Origin of the sequence: uncultured Chloroflexus sp., assembly GCF_937129525.1 — a bacterium.
Classification (GTDB): domain Bacteria; phylum Chloroflexota; class Chloroflexia; order Chloroflexales; family Chloroflexaceae; genus Chloroflexus.
The window spans coordinates 46,440-68,416 of record NZ_CAKZNK010000100.1; the positions used below are offsets into that span (position 1 = coordinate 46,440).

Here is a 21,977-nt window from a genome sequence, read left to right on the forward strand (position 1 = left end):
CCGGTTGTCCGGCAGTGGCTACCCGTTTCAGTGTAGAGCAATTGAGAATAAAGCCGGCTATCGTTATTTCCAGACTCCATCTATTGCACGCCCTTACGTGTCCCTTTGTCCAGAGCTTTCTCAAGCTGGCGTTCTGTTATGAAATCGACCTGCTTCTTCTGTCTCTGTATTTGCGGCCAGTGTGGCAACCCTCTCAGGCGCTTGCCTCGATCTCAGTACGTGCAAACTGTCATCCTGACGACCGAAATAATTAAACGAAAGGTTATTTTGGCGATCCTTAGCTACGTCTGTTTGTTGCATCAGCAAGCTGTTTCCGCTCGAAGAGGTTGGCGCTGAAGTATAACCATTGATTTGTCAGATATGTCGCACATCATGTATCGTGCGTGAGACTATCTCGGAGTGTTCAGATTGGCATATACAGTTTGCAGAGGTTTTTTTATGATTTTTTTGAAACGAGTTTTCGCTCTATCAATGGCACTGCTTCTGGCTGCCTGTAATACACCGACTACTGTGCCAGCTCCTACGGTGATACCAACCGTTCAGCCTGTTGTAACCACCGTGGCGACTGCGCCTGGACTTCCACCACATGATGCGAATCGCCCAACCATCGTGATCAATCCAGCGCAGGCCCGTCCTTTCAGCCGGTACCTGCTCGGCACGAATGTGCCAGCATGGTTGAACCCCTATCGCCTGAGCGATGAGACGTTTATCAATCGCACCGCCGAGGCAGGTGTAACCTTGCTACGAATGCCCGGCGGTAGCTGGAGTAATTCGTATGCCTGGGCCGATTGCGAAACTGGTGGCGATGGTTGTTATTGGCCATGGGCTGCCAAACCATCTGATTTCCTGCGTTTTGCCCGCGCAGTCAATGCCGAGATTATCTGGACAGTCTCAATCAACGGTTCAGCCCAGGAAGCAGCAGCGCTGGTTGCCTTCTTTAACGGATCGATTGATGACACCCGCATCATCGGCGTTGATGCTCGCGGGCGCGACTGGCAGACGGTTGGCTATTGGGCGCGGCTGCGCGCCGATCTGGTTAGTCCGGATCCGTTTCCGGTGCGCTATTGGGAGATTGGTAATGAGGTGTACGGCGCAAAGCGCGATGTCGGCCCGAATTGTTCAGAGTGGGGTTGGGAAGATGTCTGGACGTGCGATGCCGATGAATATCTGCGCGGCGCTACCGTCAATGGCATTGCCTATGATGGCTATCTTGCCTTTTACGATGCGATGAAGGCGGTTGATCCAACGATCCAGATTGGCGCCGTTGGGATCGAAAAGCCTGATGAGTGGACAGATTGGGGGCATCGCGTTATTGCCGGCGCCGGCGAGAAGCTCGATTTTTATGTTGTTCACTACTATCCGTTTTTTCAACCGCCAGAAAACCCTGCCGGCGCATTGCTACAACCGCAGCGGAGCTGGGCCACGATTATGTCTGATCTGCGGGCCGCGTTCGAACAACATGTGGGCCGACAAGTGCCGGTGGCGGTCACTGAATACAACCTGGTCTCGTTTCAAGATCTCGATAATGGCCAGTTGATGCGGCGAGCAGTTAATCTGCTCTTCATCGCCGATTCGATTGGCCAGATGGCCACTCATGGTGTTGCCATCGCCAATCAATGGGATCTGGCAAATGGACGCGCAGCCAATGGCACCGATTACGGTTTGCTTGACGCCGATACCTTTGACCCCAACCCATCGTACTACGCTCTGATGCTCTGGAGTCGCTTCGGTGATGAGCTGCTGGAGGTGCAGTCACCGTTCGATCCCGCGCAAACGTTGAGTCTGTATGCAGGCCGTCGGTCTGACGGCACATTGACACTGCTGGCAATTAACAAGACCGCACAACCACTTGAGGCTACATTCGGCTTGCCGGAAGGTTCATGGCAGGTATCGGCAACCATCATCAGCGCGGATGATCTGCTGGCTGAAACGGTTTCGCTGGTTCAGACAGAGTCGCCGGTGCCACTTGAACAACCCTTCACGTTTACTCCTTTCGCTATCACATTACTGACCTTCACCAGCTCATGATCGCACAGGAGGCACTATGGCGCAGCGATGGCTTTATTTGATAACAGTGACTGTTATCGTGCTTGTCAGTTTCAGCGCGGCCCAGCCGGCGCGCGCTGAGATCCTTGATCCCGGAGCAGGCGGTTGCCCCGTCAACACCATCGTTGGCGGCGATAATCTGGTGCAGAACGGTGATTTTGCCCAGGGCGCAGTCGGCTTCACCACTGCCTTAACCAATCGCGGCGCCGGTGTCTATCCTGATGATGCGAATGGTGGTGGATTTTCGATCCAGACCGGGTCGGTGGTGTATCCACCCTTTGAAACCAATCCTTATCTTTACGGTCGTCCATTTCCCGGCGATCCGCAGCGCGATGTTCCGGCTACTGATACATACTTCTATTCCAATCCAAGCGTTGCGAACTATGAAGCTGGCAATGGCCGGGTTATGTTGTGGCAGCAGACGGTAACGGTTGCGCCGAATACGACGTACAACTTCTTTGCCTATTTCGATAATCTGCTCGACCCGGTGAAGAGCGCAAATGGCGCCGCCGATCCGATCATCGAATTGCGCGTCAACAATGTCTCGGTCGGCACAACAGTGGTGCCAAAAACGCCCGATCAGTGGGTGCTAATCCAATTCGCATTTACCACCGGGAGTGGTGTGACCAGTATTACGCTACGGATCGATAGTCTGACAAACAGTTCCTTCGGTGATGATTTTGTCATGACCCAGATCAATCTTAAACAATGTGTCAGTGGTGTGGGTGTGGCAAAATATGCGCTGCCACCTGTTGCTGAAACTCGCGACGGACGGGAAGGTTTTCGGCTTGAATACTGGATAACCTTCCGCAATCTCGGCGCTGACCCGGTCTCTGACTTGCAAGCGGTTGATGATCTGGCAACGGTGTTTGCCGCTGCTGAAGATTGGGAATTGGTTGAACTCAGCGCGTTGACCGAAAGTGGGTTTACTGCGTTAACGGTCAATCCCGCCTTCGATGGGCGAACAAACCTGGAATTACTGGCCTCCGATCAGGTGTTGGATGAGGGTCAGCGCGCGCGGTTGCGCTTGATCATTTGGGTGCGCCCGCCAACAGGACCGACAGTATTCCAAAATATTGTCAATCTGAGCGCGCGCTCGGGTAACGTCACTGTTACCGACGTTTCATTGCCCGGGCTTGATCCAGATCCCAATGGCAATGGCGATCCCAAAGAGCAGTCTGAACGCGGGACGACGGTCACGATCTTTTCACCGCTTAAATACTGGGTGCCGATTGTGTTGCGGTGACCGGAAGATCCTTAATCGAGCTGACGGATCGGCCTGGCCGGCACTCCGCCAACCAGCGTATTGGCCGGCACTGTCCGCGTAACAACGCTGCCGGCAGCTACCACGCTGCCGGCGCCAATCTGCACACCCGGTAATATCAGCGCTCGCGCGCCGATCCATGCCCCGCTCTCGATGGTGACCGGCGCAGTGGTAAGCGGCCCGGCTCGATGCGCTGCCTGGCCCATCTCATGCGACGCAGTAAGGATCATCACTTCATGGCCGATGCCAACGTGATCGGCAATGGTGATGCAATCGTTCAAATCAAAAAAGCAGTCGGTGTTGATGACACAGTTGCGGCCAATGCGCAGGCGCTTGCTGATCGGGCCGTAGCCGTGTAGACGGAGCGGGCCCATAATGATGGTACCGTCGCCAATCGGTAACCCGGCCAACCGCAGTATACGGGGACGCAATCGCGCGGCAACGTAGCGTGGCAGCAGTCCCAACATGCCGTTAATGAGTAACAAGCGCGGTTGCAGAGCGCCTGACTCTTCGGCAATAATGCGGGAAAGTTTGCTGAAGGGTAGTTTTGGCATCACATTGACCTCACTCAATGGCTTATTGACCGGTTCTATTGTGCCAGATCGGTTCGGTTGATGCTATAGGATGGATCTAGTTTGACGAAACTGTTAACCGAAATGAAGGTCGTAGACAAATGGTATGAACGAGGCCTGCTGTGCGTTATGGGTCATTGTGATGCGTCATTGCTGGTTGATGGATCTCTGAACAGTTCGCGAAGTGAATGACGAATTGAAAAGCTTGCATTCACGCTATGGCAGAGTATTTATTGGTATGATGTTGTTGATGGTCGATGTAATCGACCTCCACCTTTTTAGTTATGAGAGGATTTGGCAGTATGGTTCGCCTGATCATTCTGCGGCTGCTTGAAAGCTTTTTCCGTCGCCCTTTCCTCAGTCTGGCGCCATTCGTGCTGGCATTGATCCTGGGTGGCGGTTATATCTTGCTCTTGCCGCCGGAATATCTCTCAAGTGGCAAGATCTACATCGAAAAAGATAGCCTGCTCGCCTCGCTGACTTCATCGAACAGTGACGCTTCGTGGTGGGTAACACCGGCTCAGGCGACAACAAATGAGCTGTACGAGTTGCTGGCGACCAATGCCTTCGTGCGCTCGGCGATCCAGCAGACGAAACTCGAGCCGTTGATGGCTGGCGGCCCGGAAGTGGTGTGGCAGACCTTCACCTTCTTCCGCGAAGAGGTTAGTATTAATCCACTTGGCGACAAACTGGTTGAGATTCGAGCCACGACCGATGATCCGGAGCTTTCGTATCAACTGGTGGTGGCAACGATGGATACCTACCTCAAGTGGAAGATGAACACCGATTTTCAAGAGAGTGTCGCTGCCCAAAGATTTTTTGAAGATCTGATCGCACCCTACCAGTCCGAAGTGGATTCGGCTCGTCAGGCGTTGATCGATTTCCTTAGCGCCAATCCCGAACCGGTGCGTGGCGAGCGTCCCCCTGGTGAGCAGTTCCAGCTTGATCAGTTGCGGGCAGCATTGGCGCGAGCCGAAGAGCGATTGAGCGCCGCTCAAGAGAACGAAGAGAGCGCTCGTCTGGCGCTGGTGAAGAATGAAAGTTTGATCCGCCAGACCTACCAGATCATCGACCAGCCCGAAATCCCGCAAAAAGCCGAGTTTTCGCTCACCGGCTTCGTGAAGAATATGATCATCTTTGTCGCGATTGGTGTTTTTCTTTCGGCCAGCCTGATCGGCGGTGGCGCATTACTCGATCGGAGCCTGCGTTTCCCGGTTGATGTGCAACAGGCCCTTAATCTGCCGTTGCTGGCGATTGTGCCGCTGAGTCAGCAGGTAGTGCCGTCAACGTCACTGGTGGCAGCGACTGTGGAAGTGGATCAACCAACGTTGCAACCACAGGTATGAAAATTGTTGCTTCCCGCAGCCACGCAGCCGGTGTCAAACGGTTGGGTTGCTACCGACCTGACAAAACCGATTATCTACCGTAAGGACGTGTCATGTTTGGATGGCTTAAAAACAAGACTAATACGACGGTTGCTGATCCACCGTTGGTGATCGAAACCGCCGATGGCGCACTGCGTCGCGCTTTTGCCGGTGAGCAGATCGGCCAGTTGCGACGCATGTTGACCGATCTGCTGGTTGGACAGCGTTTGCCCAATCGGATCGGTTTTACCTCAGCTCTGCGCAATGAGGGTGTCACCTGCATTACCCTGGCCAGCGCTGTCACACTGGCGCACGATACCGGCAAGCGGGTGTGCGTTGTCGAACTCAACTGGGTGGCGCCGGGTATGCTGGCTAATCTCAGGCCGCTGGCAACGCCAGAGGTCAAGTCTAAGCGCAAAGCAGCTCAACCGGAAGAGGTGGCGCCGCCATTGCCGGTCTTGCCAGGCGTGGCCGATGTGTTGCGAGGACAGGCGACGCTCGATGAAACGCTGCTGGCGACTAACTATGCCGGTCTGCGGTTATTGCCCGCCGGCGTTGCCGCGCTCGAACAGCGGCCCTTGCTGGCGCGTGGCACCGAGTTACGGAATTTACTTGATCACCTGAACACACACTTTGATTATGTGTTGCTCGATCTTCCGGCAGTGCTCGAAACGAGTGATACCCTGGCCCTGGCTGCGCTGGCAACCGCCTACGCTATGGTTGTCCGTCACGGTGTGACTCCTGTCACAGAGGTGCGACGCGCGCTGAATGACCTGCAACACGTCCCGGTATTGGGCGTGATTCTCAATCAGGCGCACATTGCTACTCCCCGCTGGATTCATCGCCTGATCCCCCAGGAGTAGAATATGAAATTCTTCGTCGGTTTTCTGGTCATCTGTTTGTTCATTGGTGTACTGACGCCACACTGGCGCATGCGCGATGTTGCTCTCATTGCGATTGCTTTAAGTGCGCTGGTCGTAGCCGCGTACTACTTCTTTAACCTGATTTGACCGGCGCGCCGGATATTCCTATGCTCGATCTGTTGGTTCCCCGCTATCCTGACGCCGCTACTGTTGCTCGCCGTAACGAACGGCGCTGGTGGCTGCTCTTCCTGGCAGTGTGCGCGCTGACCGGCGCGGTGATGCTGCTGTTACGTCGCCAGATGGCGCCCGAGTCGGTGTTGTCATTTCTAATCTTCGGCGGCGTGTTGGTGGCTACCGCCATCCAGCCTCGCTTCGGTCTTTACGCCATCCTTGGCTTGACCTTGTTCGGCGATCGCTCGCTCCATCCCTGGTATCCGTTTACCAAAAATCTATCGAGTCCCGAGTCGATCATGTATATGTCCGACTCGTTCTCCTTCAGCCCTCAAGAGCTGACGATCGTCTGGACGCTGGTAGTCTGGTTTGTGCGCGTGGCGGCGGAACGACGCCTGTCACGGATCCACTTTGGCCCTCTCTTCTGGCCGGCGACAATCTTTCTGCTCTTCAACGCTATTGGGCTGGCGTATGGGCTGGCAAATGGTGGCAATCGAGTCATCGCGCTGTGGGAAGTGCGGGCAATCTTCTACCTGCCGCTGATGTTGTTGCTGGCCGGCAATTTGATCGAGACCCGGTCACAGCTCAATACTCTCTTTTGGGTGGCGACGGTGGCCTTGTTTGCTAAAGGTGTGGCCGGTGTATGGTACGTACACGACGTACTGAAATGGGATCTCGCCGGCGTCGAACGCATTGCTGAGCATGCAATGTCGATCCACTTCAATTTCTTCTTTGTGCTCTTAATTGCGGCCTGGCTCTACCGCGATAGCGCTGCCCGGCGCTTCTCGCTGATCTTGATGGCGCCATTTGTGCTCTTTAGCCTGATCGCAAATTTTCGCCGCGCCGGTTTTCTCACGCTGGGGATTGCCATCGGTCTCATCGTCTTGTTGCTCTACCTCGAAAATCGTCGCCTTTTTTTTCTCATCGCCCCGACCAGCGCTGCGGCATTTGTCGCCTACCTGGTTGTCTTCTGGAACAATCAAGGCCCACTCGGCATTCTGGCTCGCGCAGTGCGTTCGGTGATCGGTCAACCGAGCGCTCGCGATGCTGCTTCGAATATTTATCGTGATTTAGAGAATATCAACATCATGTTCACCATTCGCAGCGCGCCGTTAACCGGTATCGGGTTTGGCAATAAGTTTTATATGGTTGTGCCAATGCCCGATATTAGCTTTTTCGAATGGTGGGAATACATCACTCATAACTCCATCATGTGGGTTTGGATGAAGATCGGCGTGATCGGTTTCTTCGCCTTCATTCTGTTGCTGGCATTGACGATGCTCTACGGCGCGCGAATGGTTCGCCTCATGCCGCATGGCCAGTTGCGCGTGTTTGCCCTCACCGCGACGCTCTACATCTTCACCCATTTTGTCTACGCTTACGTTGATATGTCTTGGGAAGGTGGTAGCATGGTCTTTGTCGGCACGATGATGGGCGTGATTAACGCTTTGCCACAGATTGCCGCCGGCGAAGAGCCGTTAGTCTATCGCTGGCGGGTGTTTCAGGCTCAGCGCGACAATCAACCATCGGGATAGCGTATCGCGAGCAACTGCGCTGTTGGCGCTTGCTGGCAGCTCGATCAATCAGCAGTGAGGATAAATTGCAACCTGAGTAACCTCAACGCGCGGTTGATCTTATCTCTCCCGCGCCTTCATACGCTGCGACCCATTCGTCCTGCCGCGCGTTTGAATAGTGAGAGATAGTACTCTCACGCTCGCCCCTTACCGCACATACATTAAGATGAGGATCATATGCGCGCGCAGCTCGTTAGTTTCATCCTCTGCTTGTTTGTGTTGATGACGCTCACCGGCTGTAGCCGCCGTTTGTCGGTTGAAACTGCCGCAGCGGGTGTCCCAACTCCTACCATCGCCCCCTTCTTCCAGGAACGTCCAACGGCGACTCCATTTGTGCCACCGCCAACCCGCGCGCCGTTGCCGGTGCGTCCAACCGCGACTCCAACCACGATTGCCGCCAATGAGGTCAGCAGCCTGCGGGTTGTGCCGGTTTACCGCGATGCGTTGAGCGCAGGTTGGAGCGTAGACAACAGCGCTCTCTTGAACAGTCTGATCTTGACCCAGACCGGCGTGGTGGCTTTGGGGCGGGAAGCTATCGCTGTTACGCCCAGCGAAAGTACCGGCATTCTCTTCTTTACCATAACTCCGAATAGCGGGATCGAATTGCGTCGCGATCAGGTGGCGGCGTTGCGGTTTCGCTTGAGTGGTGGTGACACACCAATTGCAAATGATGCCATGACGGTTGCAGTCGTGGGTAGCAATCGGGTACCGTACTGGCAGCCTGATGACGATTCGGTCACCCTGGAAGGTCGTGTTACGAACAGCACCGAGCCGCTCTTCCCCGAAACTCGACTCTATTTTCTTGGTTTGAATCGGGCAATTGCGCCGGGTGAATGGGCCGAGATCTATGTCTGGCTCGACGATCTGATCTACGAACCAGAATATACCTACGTCACCGGCTTTTATCTCAAAACGAGCAGCGATCTGGTGCCACAATATTACATCGATCAAATCGAGTGGCTGGTGCGAGACCAGCCATAACGTTCTTGACCGGTTGGCCTGCTATCATCTACGACCAGGGGCGCGGTTGCGCGCCGTGCGGATCCAATCGCGCGGTTTGATACCAAGCAGCAGGCGCGCATATAGCCACAGCTTCCAGACCAGATAGAAAGGAGTAAACAGCAACGAGCGATAGACCGACCATGGCGCGCCAACCAGGAAGAGTCCGCTAAGAATGTAAATGATTTGTCCGCCGATGATGAACCCGGCCAGGGCCAGTGTCGCCGGATCGCGCGCGATCAGCGCTGCCAGCGCAACGAGGGCACTGGCGCCGGTTACGACCGAGAAGGGTGGAATCAGTTGCTCGATGGCGGCATCGATGAGCAAGAAACTGCGTCGGCGCCAGCCTTCGCGGAGCAGTTGCGGCACATAGCGACGCACCATCTCGAGGCGACCCCGCTCCCAGCGCTCATTTTGGCTCTGCGCCGAGCGCAGGTTGTCGGGCATCTCGGCCCAGACAATCGCGTCAGGCGCAAACATGGCCCGTTCACCGGCCAGGATGAGCGTCATATGATACTCAATGTCTTCCGTCAGCGAAGCTGTCCAGCGATGGCGACGCAGAATATCGGCTGCGAAGACCATGCCGTTGCCTTTCAAACCGGTCGATCCCCCCAGTACCATCCGACCCAGTGGACGCAAATAGTGCAGTACGATTAGGGCTACGGCGCGAATGCCGGCGCTCCAGGCTCCTTCCGGCTGGCGCACGGCATAGTAGGCCTGGATGACACGCTCACCGCGCGCGAGGCGGGCATCCATGACCCGTAGAAAGTTGGTTGACACCACCGAATCGGCATCGAGAATGACGAAGGCGTCGCCTGGTTCGTTGCGGGCCCAAATCTGCTGCAACAGCCATTCGAGCGCATACCCTTTGCCTCGCAACACCGGATCAAACCGCTCGTGGGCAATGGCCCCGTGAGCAGTTGCAACCGCGGCGGTACGGTCAGTGCAGTTGTCGGCCACCACGTGTATCTGGTAAAGATGACGCGGGTAATCGAGCTGGTTAAGATTAGTCAGGAGATCGGGGAGCAACCGCTCTTCGTTGTGGGCCGGGATCATAATGGTAAAGCGGGTGCCAGGTTGATCGCGCAGCGGAGTGGTTCGGCGCGCAAAGAACGCAGCAATAGTCAGTAGCAGCAGGTAGGCGACGATTAGTGCCAGCGCGCCACCAACGATCCAGCAGACAGTAATGAGCACAAGCCAGGCAAGCGTCATCTGAGTCACTCCTTACTACTGCGCCGGGGCGCGGGCCACGCTTGATTCGGCCAGTGTCTCGCGCAAGATCCCGGTCAGGCGCGCCGCATAATGGTCAAGGTTCATATGCGCGCTGACCAGCCGGCGGCCTGCCTTACCCATGCGCGTCGCGGTTTCTGGTTCGGCCAGCAGTCGCTCAATAGCGGCACGTAATGCCATCGGGTCGCGTGGTGGCACATACAAGCCAGTTTCACCCTCGACTATCACATCGGTTTGACCAGGAGTGCGGGTGCAGATCACGGCCCGTTCCATCGCCATCGCTTCGAGAATGGCAGTGACGCCGGCTTGAAACTCAACCGGTTCGAGTGGCATCACCAGAAACCCGCTATCGCTGTAGAGCTGGCGCAACTCATATTGACTGAACTTCTGCACGCGCACATTGGTTGGGATGACCTGTCCCTGAGTGCTGTCGCGTTGCTTCGACCAGGGACTGGCTGCGGCAACAACGACATCAACAGCAAGGCCGCGAACGGCTTCGAGCAAGGTTGGATAGTCGCGCCGTTCCAAACCGACAGCGCAGATCTGTGGCCGCGAGGCGCGTTGAGGCGGGGCATGGCGTGGGTGAAAGAACTGGTCATCAACCATAAAGGGTGTAAACGGCACCCGCTCTTGTGGTAACTGCCAGCGTTCGGTAATAAAGCGTTGTTGCCATGTCGAATAGACAATGAAGCGGTCGATGTGGCTATGAACACCGAATCGGTCGAGAAAGATCATCTTTTTCGGCACCGAGAGGATGTGCGTAATCATGAGGTGGCGTGGGCGGCGGTTAGGGCTGAAGAACTTGAGCAGCGCTGCCAGCGGCAGACCTACCTGTTCGCCGTCGGTAAAGATTGCCTGGTAATGATGACGACGGGTAAAACAGGCCCAGGCCAGCAGCAGGTTAGGCCCGCCAATGCGCTCGAAGAGACGGCCAACCAGCCCACTGGTGGCGCGCGCGATCCGATAATCGATCAGATCGGCTTCAAAATGACGAGCCAGTTCGAGATAGTCGGCGCGCGGACGGCGACCGGCAGCGATCTCAGCTTCAAGGTTGTCTGGTATTACGCCTGAAACAGTAAGCAAAACTTGATTCACGCGGGAATCCTCTCTTGCATTCGGGCCAGATCGATTTCGCCCTTTATCATGTCCAATAGCCGACCAGCATTGCGGCGCGCATCGTAGGCGCGCGCGACATGGGTGAATGCTCGCTCGCCAAAGCGTAATCGCTCATCAGGCCGTATCACCAGGCGCCGGAGCGCTTCGGTTAGCGCCGCCAGGTCGCCGGGCGGCGTGAGCAATCCCGTTTCGCCATCACGGACAATTTCTGGAATAGCGGCGACGCGAGTCGTAACCGCCGGTAGACCGGCGGCAGCCGCTTCTGATAGCACCATCGGCAGGCAGTCGCCATAGGTGGGCAAGGCAAAGATGTCAGCCTGATGGTATAGCTCCTTGAGGGGTGCGCTGTTTGGCTGCATGCCGCGGTAAACGAACACGCCCGGTTCGTCTGGCGCCTGATCTTTCGTGACCAGATGCAATTCGACGCCAAGTGGTCGCAGGGTACGGAAGGCTTCCAGCAGAAGCAAGCCACCCTTGCGTTCAAGGTTTGCGCCGACAAACAGGATCTTCACCGGCCCGTCATGACGCGCGCGCGGTGTTGGTCGTTGCCACTCATGCACATTGACGCCGGGTGGAATGACGGTAATCTTATCTGCCGGTACGCCATAGCCATCAATCAGACCCTCTTTTGCCCACTGACTCCAGGTGACCAGATGGCGCGCCAGGCGAAAACAACGCCGATTGAGGTGCCACTTGATCCGCTCAAGCCATGGTGGGCCGGGATCGTGCTGGTAATAGGGGCCGAGCTGATCGTATTGCAACGGGGTGGCATCGAGCGACACGATGCCGGGATACCGGCGCAACCAGCCGGCGGCCAGCACGGCGGGTACCTGCGTATGGAAAAAGAGCGCATCGATGGGCGTGTGCCTGACCAAACGGCTCAGCGAGCGGTTGGCGCGCAGACCGGCGCGCACCGTCCAATTACTGTTGTAGACCGGGATGCGTGCCGCCAAACCCTTTGTCTCAAAAGGGATCAATGCCCAATGTGGTCGCACATCGGGATCGCGGCTGATATTCACTTGCAGATTTTTGGCGTGGGTTACGTGGCCGAGGGCCTGCTCGAGCACAAAACCAATGTTGTAGAGAGCTGATTGGTTCATCGGGATTGCCCGCTTTACAATGTGCCTGGCGCGACATCTTGCTTGCTGTCTGCACAGAGTATAGCGAATGGGTATAACCTTCGCGTTAATGAAATATGAATTACGTTTGCAATGTTTTCATACCGCTAGCCCTGCGTCTGCCGTCATTGACCGGTGGCACATGTGGTATACCTGCAGAGAATTGATGTAATCTGTTCGGCGATCCGTCGGTAGTCGAGCGACAGAGTTGGCTCCACTTATTTGGTGTTCAGGTGAAGCGATATCGATCTGCTGTCGTGATTGATGCTTATGCGCCATCGCAAAGGAAGCGGCATGCGTCTCTCTTACCTGTTTGTGTTGCTGGTTGCGATAGGGATAGCGGCCTGCGCTGCTGAGCCGCAACCGTTGCCGGTCACGCCGGTAGCGCCAACTCCAACCGCTGTTGTGTTGAGTGAGGAAATGACGTTGCCTGAAATCGGCATTCGGTTACGCTTGCCGGCGGGGTGGCAGAGTCGGCTTGATGGCAATATCGTCAGGGTTGCACCCGATGAGGCTACCCTGACTGCGAACGTGATTGACGCGCCAATCATCATCATTGACACGGCGCCGCTGGCGCCGTTGATCGCGCAATACGGCGCGGCTGCCGCGAATCCTGAGACGGTCTTCGAGCTGGCAAGTAGCGTCATCCAGCCTGCTGGCTACACGATCATGCCAACGCAACCGATACAGATCGGTACCGCGCGTGGGCTGTCTGCCGGTCTGAGCGGTCCGGCCAGCGCCGGCCAATTGCTGGTGTTGGTCGATGAAACGCGAGTGGTGCGCATCCTGGCGCAGGCAGCATCGGCAAGATGGGAAACTGAACAACCTGTCATTGCCGATATTTTAGCGGCGCTAGAGCTGTTGCCCGCGCCGACCCCGACACCTGCGCCGCTTGATCTGGCGACGCAGCCGCAGATCGTTCGCTCTGGCCCACCCGGCTTTGTCTTGCGGCTTGGCGGACGCAGCGGCGCGGCTAATAGTCGCTTTCTCGCCGCGCGCGGTCTGGCGGCAGCGCCTGACGGCACGCTCTATCTGGCCGAGAGCGGGCGGGGTGTTTGGGTCTTTGCTCCCGATGGCACGCTCCGCGCTACCTTTGGCGCTGATGCTTTGCTCGATGCTTACGACGTGGCGCTAGGCCCTGACGGTGATGTGTATGTCGCCGATTATGGTCGAAATGCTATCGTTTGTTTCAGCGCCGATGGGGTCTTTATCAACCGCTGGGGCGGTCATGGTGATGCGCCAGATCAGTTTGGCCTATCGGCGCCGCAGCGCATCGCTATCGGCCCCGATGGCAGTATCTATGCGATCGACACCCGTCCCGGCGTCGATGGGATGGCTGCCAGCAGTATCGTTCGTTTCCGCGCCGATGGCCAGTTCATTGAGCGCATTGCGCTCCCGACAGATCTGGCTCCTTCCGATCTGGTCGTAGATCGCAGCGGCGCAATCTATCTGGCCGAGAGCTTTTCTGGCGCAATCGTGAAACTGGCCCCCGATGGTAGTGTGCTGGCCCGTCTTGGCGATCCGGCCAATCCCTCCCAATTCGCCGGGCCGGTGCTTGACCTTGATCGCGCCGGGTATCTCTACCTTGCCACCTACGCTGGCGCTATCTTGAAGCTTGCGCCCGACGGCGCCATTGTCGCGCGTGGTGGCGCGCTGGCTACGCCTGGTAGTATCCCCAACCCTGGCGAGATCAGTTTGCCCAATGGGATTGTGGCTGCGCCCGGCGGCGTGGTTTGGGTGAGCGATAATAGCGGCGAGTATAGCGCAGTGTCTGCTTTCCGGTTGCAAGTCGATACTGCTGCTATGGCGACGGCCCTGGCCCTGACCCCGGAGCCGATTGCGCCGGCTGGTGAGATAAAGCAACAGTGGGCTGTTTCGGCTGCTGCCAGCAGCTTTTATGCTCCTGATTACGATCCGGCTGGCGTCATTGGCCCACCAGATGTGCCGACATGTCAGGATAGTCCAAATGCCTGGGCGCCGGCCACACCCGGCAGCCGCGAGACGCTCACCGTGGATTTTGCCGAACCGCTGTTCGCAACCGGTCTGATTATCCATCAAAACTACCAGCCCGGTTATATCGTTCAGGTGGAATTGATCGATGAGCAGGGTACAGTCAGAGTTGTCTATCGGGCCGAACCGGCCCCTGCCACCGAATGCCCGTTCGTCCAGACGATTACCGTTGAGCAGACCCTGACCCGTATCGTCAGTGCCCGGATAACTCTCGACCAGCGCGATGGGAGCTGGAGCGAGATTGATGCGGTGGCATTGATCGGTGTGCCATAAACCATATGGCCAGCAAGAGATGAGGCACATTACCTCATCTCTGCCATGTATCTGATGACATCGGGGGCCTGCGGCAAGCCGTCGCGCTTAAGTGCGCGCAGGCAGGCAGACTGCTCGATCGCTTCAGCGCGCAGTGAACATGTGTGCGATCCTGCTGCCACTGTGGATCTTCGGGCTGCGCAGTGTTCGCCTTCAGGCGATGCGCCTGAACCTCAGGACATAGCGCCGGCTACCGTGCCCATGTCTGCGCGGCGCACAATGATTCGGGTGTTCCTCGAACTGACGCGCCACGTTCCTGCGGGAACATGGCTCGGACGGAGCTGTTCGGCGGCAACAGAGCGGGTTGCCGCATGCGTTGCCTGCGAAGCGGCGAGGCATGAGCCTCTGCGGAACGTCACCGGAGCGATCTGATAACGAGGCGCAAGGAGCGTGTTTAATTCCCGGTCAGGCGCACCGGAACGCCGTGTTCGGCCAGGTATCGCTTGACATCGGCAACCGAATAGTCGCCAAAATGGAAGATCGAAGCGGCCAGTACCGCATCGGCGCCACCCTCAACGATGCCGCGATACATATCGCGCGGGGAACCAACCCCGCCCGATGCGATGACCGGCACCGGCGAGAACGCCGTGATGGCCTGGAGCAGTTCGAGATCATACCCGGTGCGCGCGCCATCGGCGTCCATGCTATTGATGCAGATTTCGCCAGCGCCCAGATCGATCCCGCGCTTGATCCACTCAATGGCATCGAGGCCGGTTGGCCGCGGATTGGCGCCAGTATGGGTAAAAACTTCCCACCGCGGCGGTTCGCCGGGAGCATTGACTCGTTTGGCATCAACCGAGAGCACGATACACTGGCTGCCAAAACGTCGCGCGCCTTCGGCGATCAGATTGGGGTTATACACAGCGGCTGTATTCAGGCTCACCTTGTCGGCGCCGGCCCGCAACATCCGATACATATCTTCGACACTGCGCAACCCGCCGCCGACCGTCAGCGGAATAAACACCTCAGCGGCAGTCCGTTCAACCACTTCAACCATAATGGCCCGTTCGTCACTTGAGGCAGTAATGTCGTAGAAGACCAGTTCATCGGCTCCGGCAGCATTGTAAGCCGCAGCCAGCTCAACCGGATCGCCAGCGTCGCGATGGTTGAGAAACTTCACTCCCTTCACGACCCGACCGGCCTTCACATCAAGACAAGGGATAATTCGTCGAGTTAACATAAGTAATTCCTCAAGAATGCGTACAGCGCCGTGATCTAACAGCCGCTGTTATTCCATCTCCTTGTTGAGGGTCTGCCTGATCTATCTGGCAAGAATGACTATATGCTCTCCGTTCGGCTTGATGGCCCAACGACATAGTCGAGCCATCCTGCCTACTTTGGCCGCACTTGCCCGCGCCGACCACGCTCTTCGGGCGGCGAGCCAGCTTCAGCGGCAGCTTCCCGTTTTGCCTGTGCTTCGTCGATCAGAAACTGCGTGGCGCGAACACTCCACAATGCCAGCAGTGAGACGGTGAAGAGCAAAAAAGGTACGATCAATACCACACTACTGACCAGCAACGTGAAACCCATCAGCAGCATCGTGACCAGGGTATAGACTGGCCGACTGACGATCAAAATCAGCGCATTGCGGCCAATTTGGCGCAGTGAAGGCCGATCAAGCAGCACCATCAGTGGAAAGGCATATATGATCAGCGCCGACCAGAGCATAAACAGATAGAGGAAGAAGCCGATCAGGATACCGCCCAGAATACCGGGAACATTGATGTAGAAAGCCAGATTCCACAGGATCAACGCCAGGCCTGCCATCCAGACCCCATACAACCTCCAGGCCGGCACAGCGTAAGCCCGCATCCCGACGAAAAAGTCGATAAGTTTGCTGGCCCGTCCTTCGCTTATCCGCTTGCTCAGCGCATACAGACCGGCGAAGGCCGGCGCTGCCGGCACAACGCCGAGCAATGCTGCTGCGGCTGCTGGCAATGCCGCATTACTTACCATTGCGACATATGCAATGCTGAAGAGCGGCACACTCATCGCTGCCCAAATCAGATTTGCCAGGGTGAGCAACAGAAATTCGTCAAATAGATCGCGCAGTGCGCTCCACAACACGCGGAAGGGAGCGGTCAACGCCGATGGGTTAAGGGAACGACTCTGGTTCATCACGTCTGTCAGTTTCTAATTGTCTGCCGGCTGATCGCGTTGCCTTGACCTGCGCCTATGGCGCATCCTCAGCCCACAATACCACTACTCGTTGCTCGTCAAGCGCAATAATGCCGTGATCGAACGGCGCTTCGCTGAGTGAGCGCCAGCCGACAACTTCTTCGCCATGAATATTGTAGATGGCAAAATCTCCGCTCACCGCGCCGTTCGTAAAGTAACGTGCCCGCGTCCCGAGTAACCCCAACACCCGTCCGGCTAGTTCGGTAGCCTGCGTTGTGGGAACAATTTCATCAGGGTAAGCCAGATCGTGAGCGATGATATGGGTTACAATCTTCAGCGCGATCCGGCGTGGCACCTCAATCCAGCGCTCACCAAGCGGTTGAAAATCAAGCTCGCGCGCCGCCGCATCGAGCGCCTCGAAGGGCGTTTGCGGCGGTCGCGTCAGGCGGAATGCGGCGCCAGTGAGTGGATAACTTTGCGCGCGCGCCGTTTCGATTGCCACCCAGAGACCCTCAATCGTCGGATCGGTATCCAAAATGATCAGCGGTTGGGACATAACGCCTCGCGGTCACGCTCTTCATTATGACTCCATCATAACAAATTTAGCTGCTTATGTCGCAATGCTCGATAAAGGATAAAGATTGAATCTGTAACGCTCAATGCAGCGTTTCATGCGGTCAGTGGTATGATGAGTAGCAGAGAAGTGACTGCATGCCGCCGGTTGTTCTGGCGCGCAGAGAAGGAGAACCTGCTGCATGAACGAAACCACCACTGCTACGATTGATCAGTTGTGTGCCAATGCGATCCGTGCCCTGGCCATTGATGCCGTCCAGCAAGCCAACAGCGGCCATCCGGGCATGCCACTCGGTATGGCCGATGCGGCGTATGTGCTCTGGACGCGCTTTCTCAAGCATAATCCCGCCGATCCGCACTGGCCCAATCGCGATCGGTTTGTGCTATCAGCCGGTCACGGTTCGATGTTGCTCTATGCGCTGTTGCATCTCTCTGGTTATGATTTGTCCCTCGACGACTTGAAGCAGTTTCGGCAGTGGGGCAGTCGCACGCCCGGCCATCCCGAATATCACGACACGCCGGGTGTTGAGATGACGACCGGGCCGCTGGGGCAGGGAATCGCTACCGCAGTGGGCATGGCCATCGCCGAACGCTGGCTGGCAACAAAGTTCAACCGAGTTGGCTTCCCCATCGTTGATCACTATACGTATGTGATTGCCAGCGATGGTGACCTCATGGAAGGTATCTCGCACGAAGCGGCCAGTCTGGCCGGTCACTTGCGGCTGGGTAAGTTGATCGTGCTGTACGACAGCAACGATATTTCGCTGGTTGGGCCAACGAAACTGGCCTGGAGCGAGCGCGTGGCCGAGCGATTTACCGCTTACGGCTGGCAGGTATTGTACGCTGACGGCCATAACATGGCGGCGGTGGCGTTGGCCCTGGCCGAAGCCATTGCCGATGACCAGCGACCGTCGCTGATCATCACTCGCACCGTGATCGGGTATGGTAGTCCGCGGGCCGGCAGTCACAAAGCTCATGGCGAACCGCTTGGCGTCGAAGGAGTCAGACTGACGAAAGCGGCGCTGGGCTGGCCGCAGGAGCCGGCTTTTTACGTGCCGCCTGAAGTGTATGACCATATGCAACTGGCCGTAGAAGTGGGTGCCGTTCGTCAGCGTGAATGGGAGGCAATGCTCCAGCGCTATCGCGCATCGTACCCTGACTTGGCCGCAGAGTGGGATGTGCTGCAAGCGGGCGGGTTACCATCAGGTTGGGAAGCCGCGTTACCGGTCTTCGCCCCCGATCCGAAGGCAAAGGGTACCCGGATTGCCTCTGGGGCGGTGTTGCAGGCGCTCGCGCCGGTTTTGCCCGGCTTGCTTGGCGGCTCGGCAGATCTCCATACCTCCGATTTTACCTATCTCGAAGGCTTAGGCTCGATCAGTGGCGATAACTTCAGCGCGCGCAATCTCCATTTCGGGGTGCGCGAGCATGCCATGGGCGCAATCCTTAACGGTATGGCGTTGCACGGTGGCATCATTCCCTACGGCGGGACCTTCCTCGTATTCAGCGACTACATGCGCCCGGCGATTCGGTTGGCGGCGCTGATGCGGTTGCGGGTCATCTACGTCTTTACGCACGATAGTATCGGAGTCGGCGAAGATGGTCCTACCCACCAGCCGGTTGAACATCTCGTAGCCTTGCGCGCTATTCCCAATCTGCTGGTCGCGCGACCGGGTGATGCCAATGAGGTGGCAATGGCCTGGCGACTGGCTCTTCAGCGCGTCGATGGGCCAACCGCCATCATTCTTTCCCGCCAGAATGTGCCAACGCTTGATCGGGCGCAGCTTGGCGCCGCTGATGGTGTGTTGCGCGGTGGCTATGTGTTGCGGGCTGCCAATCCAGCACAGGCGATCATCATCGCTACCGGCTCAGAAGTGGCGCTGGCGCTGGCAGCAGCCGAGCAGTTGGCGACTGAAGGAATCGGTGTGCAAGTCGTCAGTATGCCATGCCGCGAACTCTTCGATCAACAAGATACCGCTTACCGCGAGCGAGTGCTGCCGGCATCTATCAAAGCGCGCGTGGCCGTTGAAGCCGGTCGTTCGCTCGGCTGGGAGCGTTATGTCGGTTGTGATGGCGCAATCATCGGGGTTGATCGTTTTGGCGCTTCTGCTCCCTTCCAGCGTATTTACGCTGAACTGGGTCTGACAGTGGAACGTATTGTAGCCACGGTAAAAGAGCAGCTTGCGCGCCACAGTTAGTCGATTTCTCGGCCAGCATGACGCCCCCTCACGCGACGGGTGTGGTCTTGTCACCACACCCGTTTAACTTTTCGTCACCTTTTTGGCTCACACTTATTCATTGCCTTCACATTCTCCGCCTCTATCTTGATTACTGAGCCGTTGTTGCCATCCATCACCTCTGCTCAAGCGTGTCTCTACAAGTTTTTTTCGCCTGACAAGGGGTCTCTATGCAACTATGGCGCTTCTTTGTTGCCATGCTAACGATCACCTGGATGTTTGCCGGTATACCAACCATCGTTGCGGCGCGATCACTGATGTCACCCGAAATGGCGGCAGGCATTGCCCTCAATAGTGTGATTGGCGAGAGTGATGAACGCATTGGTGACGCTGCGCCGGCGCTCGATGCATTTGAGCCAGATGTGGCATACAATCCGGTGACGAATCAGTATCTCGTAGTCTACGTTCGTCCGCGAGCTGGTGGTGGCACAAACGAATTTGAGATTTACGGGCAGTTTGTCGATGCGGCTACCGGCGAACTCGTCGCGCCAACTGCTGCCGATGCTGAATTGGCCGGCACAGCTTTTCGTATCAGTCGCAACGGCAATGATCTCGCCAGCGATCCATTTGATGCCTATAGCCCGGCAGTGAGCTACAGCGCGCGCGATAACGTCTTCCTGGTTGCATGGACGGCTGACAATACCAATCCGCTCATCGACTGCAATAATCCCGGTGCCGGTCGCGCCGGTTATCGCGCTGGCGGCGCATATGAAATCTACGTGCAGGTGGTCGCCGCCGACGGTGAACTCTTGATTCGTGATGAGTGTGGCAATCCCAGCGATGATCGCATCTCGGAAATCAATGTGCTGTTCTACCGCAACAACTTTGAGAACCGGAACCCGGATTGGGATGCCTTATCACCGGCTGTTGCCTATAACAGTCAGAATGGCGAGTTCTTGATCTGCTGGTCTGATGACCGGGCGAATGGCTTTCTCTCTCAGAGTTTTGCCGAGCAAGGCGGCGAATTTGAGATCCGCTGTCAACGTTTTTCACTTGACCCCCATCCAAACCGCCGCTTCATCGGTCAAATCGGTGCGAACGATTTTCTTATCAGTCGAGCGGGATTCAATACCGGCGCTGCAGGGTACGTTCGGCCCGATTATGATGCAGTGACACCCGCTATTGCGTATAACAGCGTCGATAATCAATGGTTTGTGGTCTGGTCGGCTGACAATAACGCTAGCGGTGTCGAAGACGGCGAGTTTGAGATCTATGGGCAGGTCCTGGCTGCCGATGGGGTTCAGGCTCACCTTCTGCCTGACATTGGCGCGAACTATCGTGATGATCATCGCATTTCTCAGGTTGGTGAGACAAATGCCTGCGCGAATGCCAGTTGTGATGCCTATCGGCCAGCCGTGGCCTACAATCCTGATCGCAATCAGTATCTGGTTGCGTGGTTTGGCGATGAAACCAACGGCTTCGAAGAAGTGTATGTCAGCCTCCGTCAGGCGACCGGTTTTGGTACCAGTGTCAGCGGACAACGAGTAAGTTTTAGTTCTAACGGCGTCGATAATCGGTTTAAAGGCCTCGATGTCGATGTGGCTTACGATGCTTTCAATCGTGAGTGGCTGGTCGTTTGGCGGGGCGATCCAACCGTAAACGATCGCTTCGAGATTTTCGGTCAACGCTTCAACGCAGATACCGATGGCAGTGTGCCGCTGGCTCAAATTGGTGGTGGCAACTTTCTGATCGGCAGCACACCGGCGCTTGGTCCCGCCGCCTTTCAAGCGAATTCCAGTGGCCTGGCTCGCCCATTGCCGGGAGGCGAGGCTGAAACCGCTGGTTCCACCACCCTCAATCCGGTCAACTGGCACCGGGTTGCGCCGCGGGTGATCGCCACCGAAACCGGGCGGTTTATGACCGTCTGGGCCGGCTATCTCAACGGTGTTGCTGCTGATCGCCAGTTTGAGGTCTTTGGGCGCCGTCTCAGCTTCGTTCCGCCAACCGTGCAGTTGATAACGCGGAGTGATGGCGCTACCGAGACGCCCCTCAACGATGGCGCTCTGTTGAACGAGCCGATAAGTGAGCTGCGAATCACCTTTGCCGAACGTCTGCGCAACGGCGCTGTTGCGACGGGTTACCGTCTGTATGCCGGCACTGTTGCAACGTGCAGCAGCCCTGATCCTGATTTGATCGGCACAGTAAGTGTTACTGATGCGACAACTACGATTATTCCCGTCACCCAACCTTTGCCTGACGGTCAATACATGCTACTTGCCTGCGCTACGCTGACCAGCGTGGGTGGAATTGCGCTGGGCAGCGATGTGGCTGTCTCTTTCACAATTGATACAACGCCTCCTGCTCTTGATCTCCCTGACAGCATTACTGCTGAAGCAACCGGGCCGGCTGGGGCGGTAGTGACCTACAGCGCCACCGCCGTTGACGCGGTGAGTGGAAGCGTGGCAGTGACGTG

At 56.9% G+C, this 21,977-nt stretch carries 17 protein-coding genes; 10 read left to right on the plus strand and 7 right to left on the minus strand.

All coding sequences use genetic code 11. The annotated features are described in order from the left end of the window. Positions 1-471 precede the first annotated feature (471 nt). Positions 472-2,028, plus strand: coding sequence for an alpha-L-arabinofuranosidase (locus Q0650_RS13075; RefSeq protein WP_298819645.1), 1,557 nt, complete (start codon positions 472-474; stop codon positions 2,026-2,028). Between the two features lie 16 nt (positions 2,029-2,044). Then, positions 2,045-3,292, plus strand: a complete 1,248-nt coding sequence (locus Q0650_RS13080) for a hypothetical protein (protein WP_298819647.1) — start codon at positions 2,045-2,047, stop codon at positions 3,290-3,292. An 11-nt stretch (positions 3,293-3,303) separates the two neighbouring features. Here the strand turns inward: Q0650_RS13080 and Q0650_RS13085 are convergent, their stop codons facing one another. Next, positions 3,304-3,864, minus strand: coding sequence for a DapH/DapD/GlmU-related protein (locus Q0650_RS13085; RefSeq protein ID WP_298819676.1), 561 nt, complete (start codon positions 3,862-3,864; stop codon positions 3,304-3,306). A gap of 320 nt (positions 3,865-4,184) precedes the next feature. On the opposite strand from Q0650_RS13085, the gene Q0650_RS13090 reads away from it, so the two are divergent. The 5 genes from Q0650_RS13090 to Q0650_RS13110 all read left to right on the plus strand — a co-directional run bounded on the left by Q0650_RS13090 (position 4,185) and on the right by Q0650_RS13110 (position 8,835). Then, positions 4,185-5,228 carry a lipopolysaccharide biosynthesis protein gene (locus Q0650_RS13090; RefSeq protein WP_298819650.1) on the plus strand — a complete coding sequence of 348 codons (1,044 nt, stop codon included), beginning with the start codon at positions 4,185-4,187 and terminating at the stop codon, positions 5,226-5,228. Between the two features lie 92 nt (positions 5,229-5,320). Continuing rightward, positions 5,321-6,109 (plus strand): CpsD/CapB family tyrosine-protein kinase, encoded by a 789-nt coding sequence (locus Q0650_RS13095; protein ID WP_298819651.1) that lies wholly within the window; start codon positions 5,321-5,323, stop codon positions 6,107-6,109. Between the two features lie 3 nt (positions 6,110-6,112). Beyond that, positions 6,113-6,256: a hypothetical protein gene (locus tag Q0650_RS13100; RefSeq protein ID WP_298819653.1), complete on the plus strand. Its 144-nt coding sequence runs from the start codon at positions 6,113-6,115 to the stop codon at positions 6,254-6,256. Between the two features lie 20 nt (positions 6,257-6,276). Next, the gene (locus tag Q0650_RS13105) at positions 6,277-7,815 is read left to right on the plus strand and encodes an O-antigen ligase (RefSeq protein WP_298819655.1); all 1,539 of its coding nucleotides are present in this window, start codon (positions 6,277-6,279) and stop codon (positions 7,813-7,815) included. 216 nt (positions 7,816-8,031) lie between these two features. Continuing rightward, the gene (locus Q0650_RS13110) at positions 8,032-8,835 is read left to right on the plus strand and encodes a hypothetical protein (RefSeq protein WP_298819657.1); all 804 of its coding nucleotides are present in this window, start codon (positions 8,032-8,034) and stop codon (positions 8,833-8,835) included. Positions 8,836-8,859: 24 nt separating this feature from the next. Here the strand turns inward: Q0650_RS13110 and Q0650_RS13115 are convergent, their stop codons facing one another. Genes Q0650_RS13115 through Q0650_RS13125 form a run of 3 tightly spaced genes read right to left on the minus strand, consistent with a single transcriptional unit; the run spans position 8,860 to position 12,299 of the window. Then, positions 8,860-10,065, minus strand: coding sequence for a glycosyltransferase family 2 protein (locus tag Q0650_RS13115; RefSeq protein ID WP_298819659.1), 1,206 nt, complete (start codon positions 10,063-10,065; stop codon positions 8,860-8,862). A 15-nt stretch (positions 10,066-10,080) separates the two neighbouring features. Further along, positions 10,081-11,178 carry a glycosyltransferase family 4 protein gene (locus tag Q0650_RS13120; protein ID WP_298819660.1) on the minus strand — a complete coding sequence of 366 codons (1,098 nt, stop codon included), beginning with the start codon at positions 11,176-11,178 and terminating at the stop codon, positions 10,081-10,083. Beyond that, positions 11,175-12,299, minus strand: coding sequence for a glycosyltransferase family 4 protein (locus Q0650_RS13125; RefSeq protein ID WP_298819662.1), 1,125 nt, complete (start codon positions 12,297-12,299; stop codon positions 11,175-11,177). Before Q0650_RS13125 ends, Q0650_RS13120 begins: the two co-directional genes overlap by 4 nt. Before the next feature lie 312 nt (positions 12,300-12,611). On the opposite strand from Q0650_RS13125, the gene Q0650_RS13130 reads away from it, so the two are divergent. Then, entirely contained in the window at positions 12,612-14,600 is a 1,989-nt protein-coding gene (locus tag Q0650_RS13130) for an NHL repeat-containing protein (RefSeq protein WP_298819665.1), read from the plus strand. A gap of 433 nt (positions 14,601-15,033) precedes the next feature. Here Q0650_RS13130 and hisF read toward each other — a convergent pair whose 3' ends face one another. The 3 genes from hisF to Q0650_RS13145 all read right to left on the minus strand — a co-directional run bounded on the left by hisF (position 15,034) and on the right by Q0650_RS13145 (position 17,313). Beyond that, positions 15,034-15,819, minus strand: a complete 786-nt coding sequence (hisF, locus tag Q0650_RS13135) for an imidazole glycerol phosphate synthase subunit HisF (protein WP_298819667.1) — start codon at positions 15,817-15,819, stop codon at positions 15,034-15,036. A 152-nt stretch (positions 15,820-15,971) separates the two neighbouring features. Continuing rightward, positions 15,972-16,757: a hypothetical protein gene (locus Q0650_RS13140; protein WP_298819669.1), complete on the minus strand. Its 786-nt coding sequence runs from the start codon at positions 16,755-16,757 to the stop codon at positions 15,972-15,974. 55 nt (positions 16,758-16,812) lie between these two features. Further along, positions 16,813-17,313 (minus strand): hypothetical protein, encoded by a 501-nt coding sequence (locus tag Q0650_RS13145; protein WP_298819670.1) that lies wholly within the window; start codon positions 17,311-17,313, stop codon positions 16,813-16,815. A gap of 199 nt (positions 17,314-17,512) precedes the next feature. Between Q0650_RS13145 and tkt the strand changes: the two genes are divergently transcribed. Next, positions 17,513-19,525, plus strand: a complete 2,013-nt coding sequence (gene tkt, locus Q0650_RS13150; protein ID WP_298819672.1) for a transketolase — start codon at positions 17,513-17,515, stop codon at positions 19,523-19,525. Positions 19,526-19,734: 209 nt separating this feature from the next. Beyond that, on the plus strand, positions 19,735-21,977 hold a 2,243-nt coding region (locus tag Q0650_RS13155), incomplete at its 3' end, for an Ig-like domain-containing protein (RefSeq protein ID WP_298819674.1).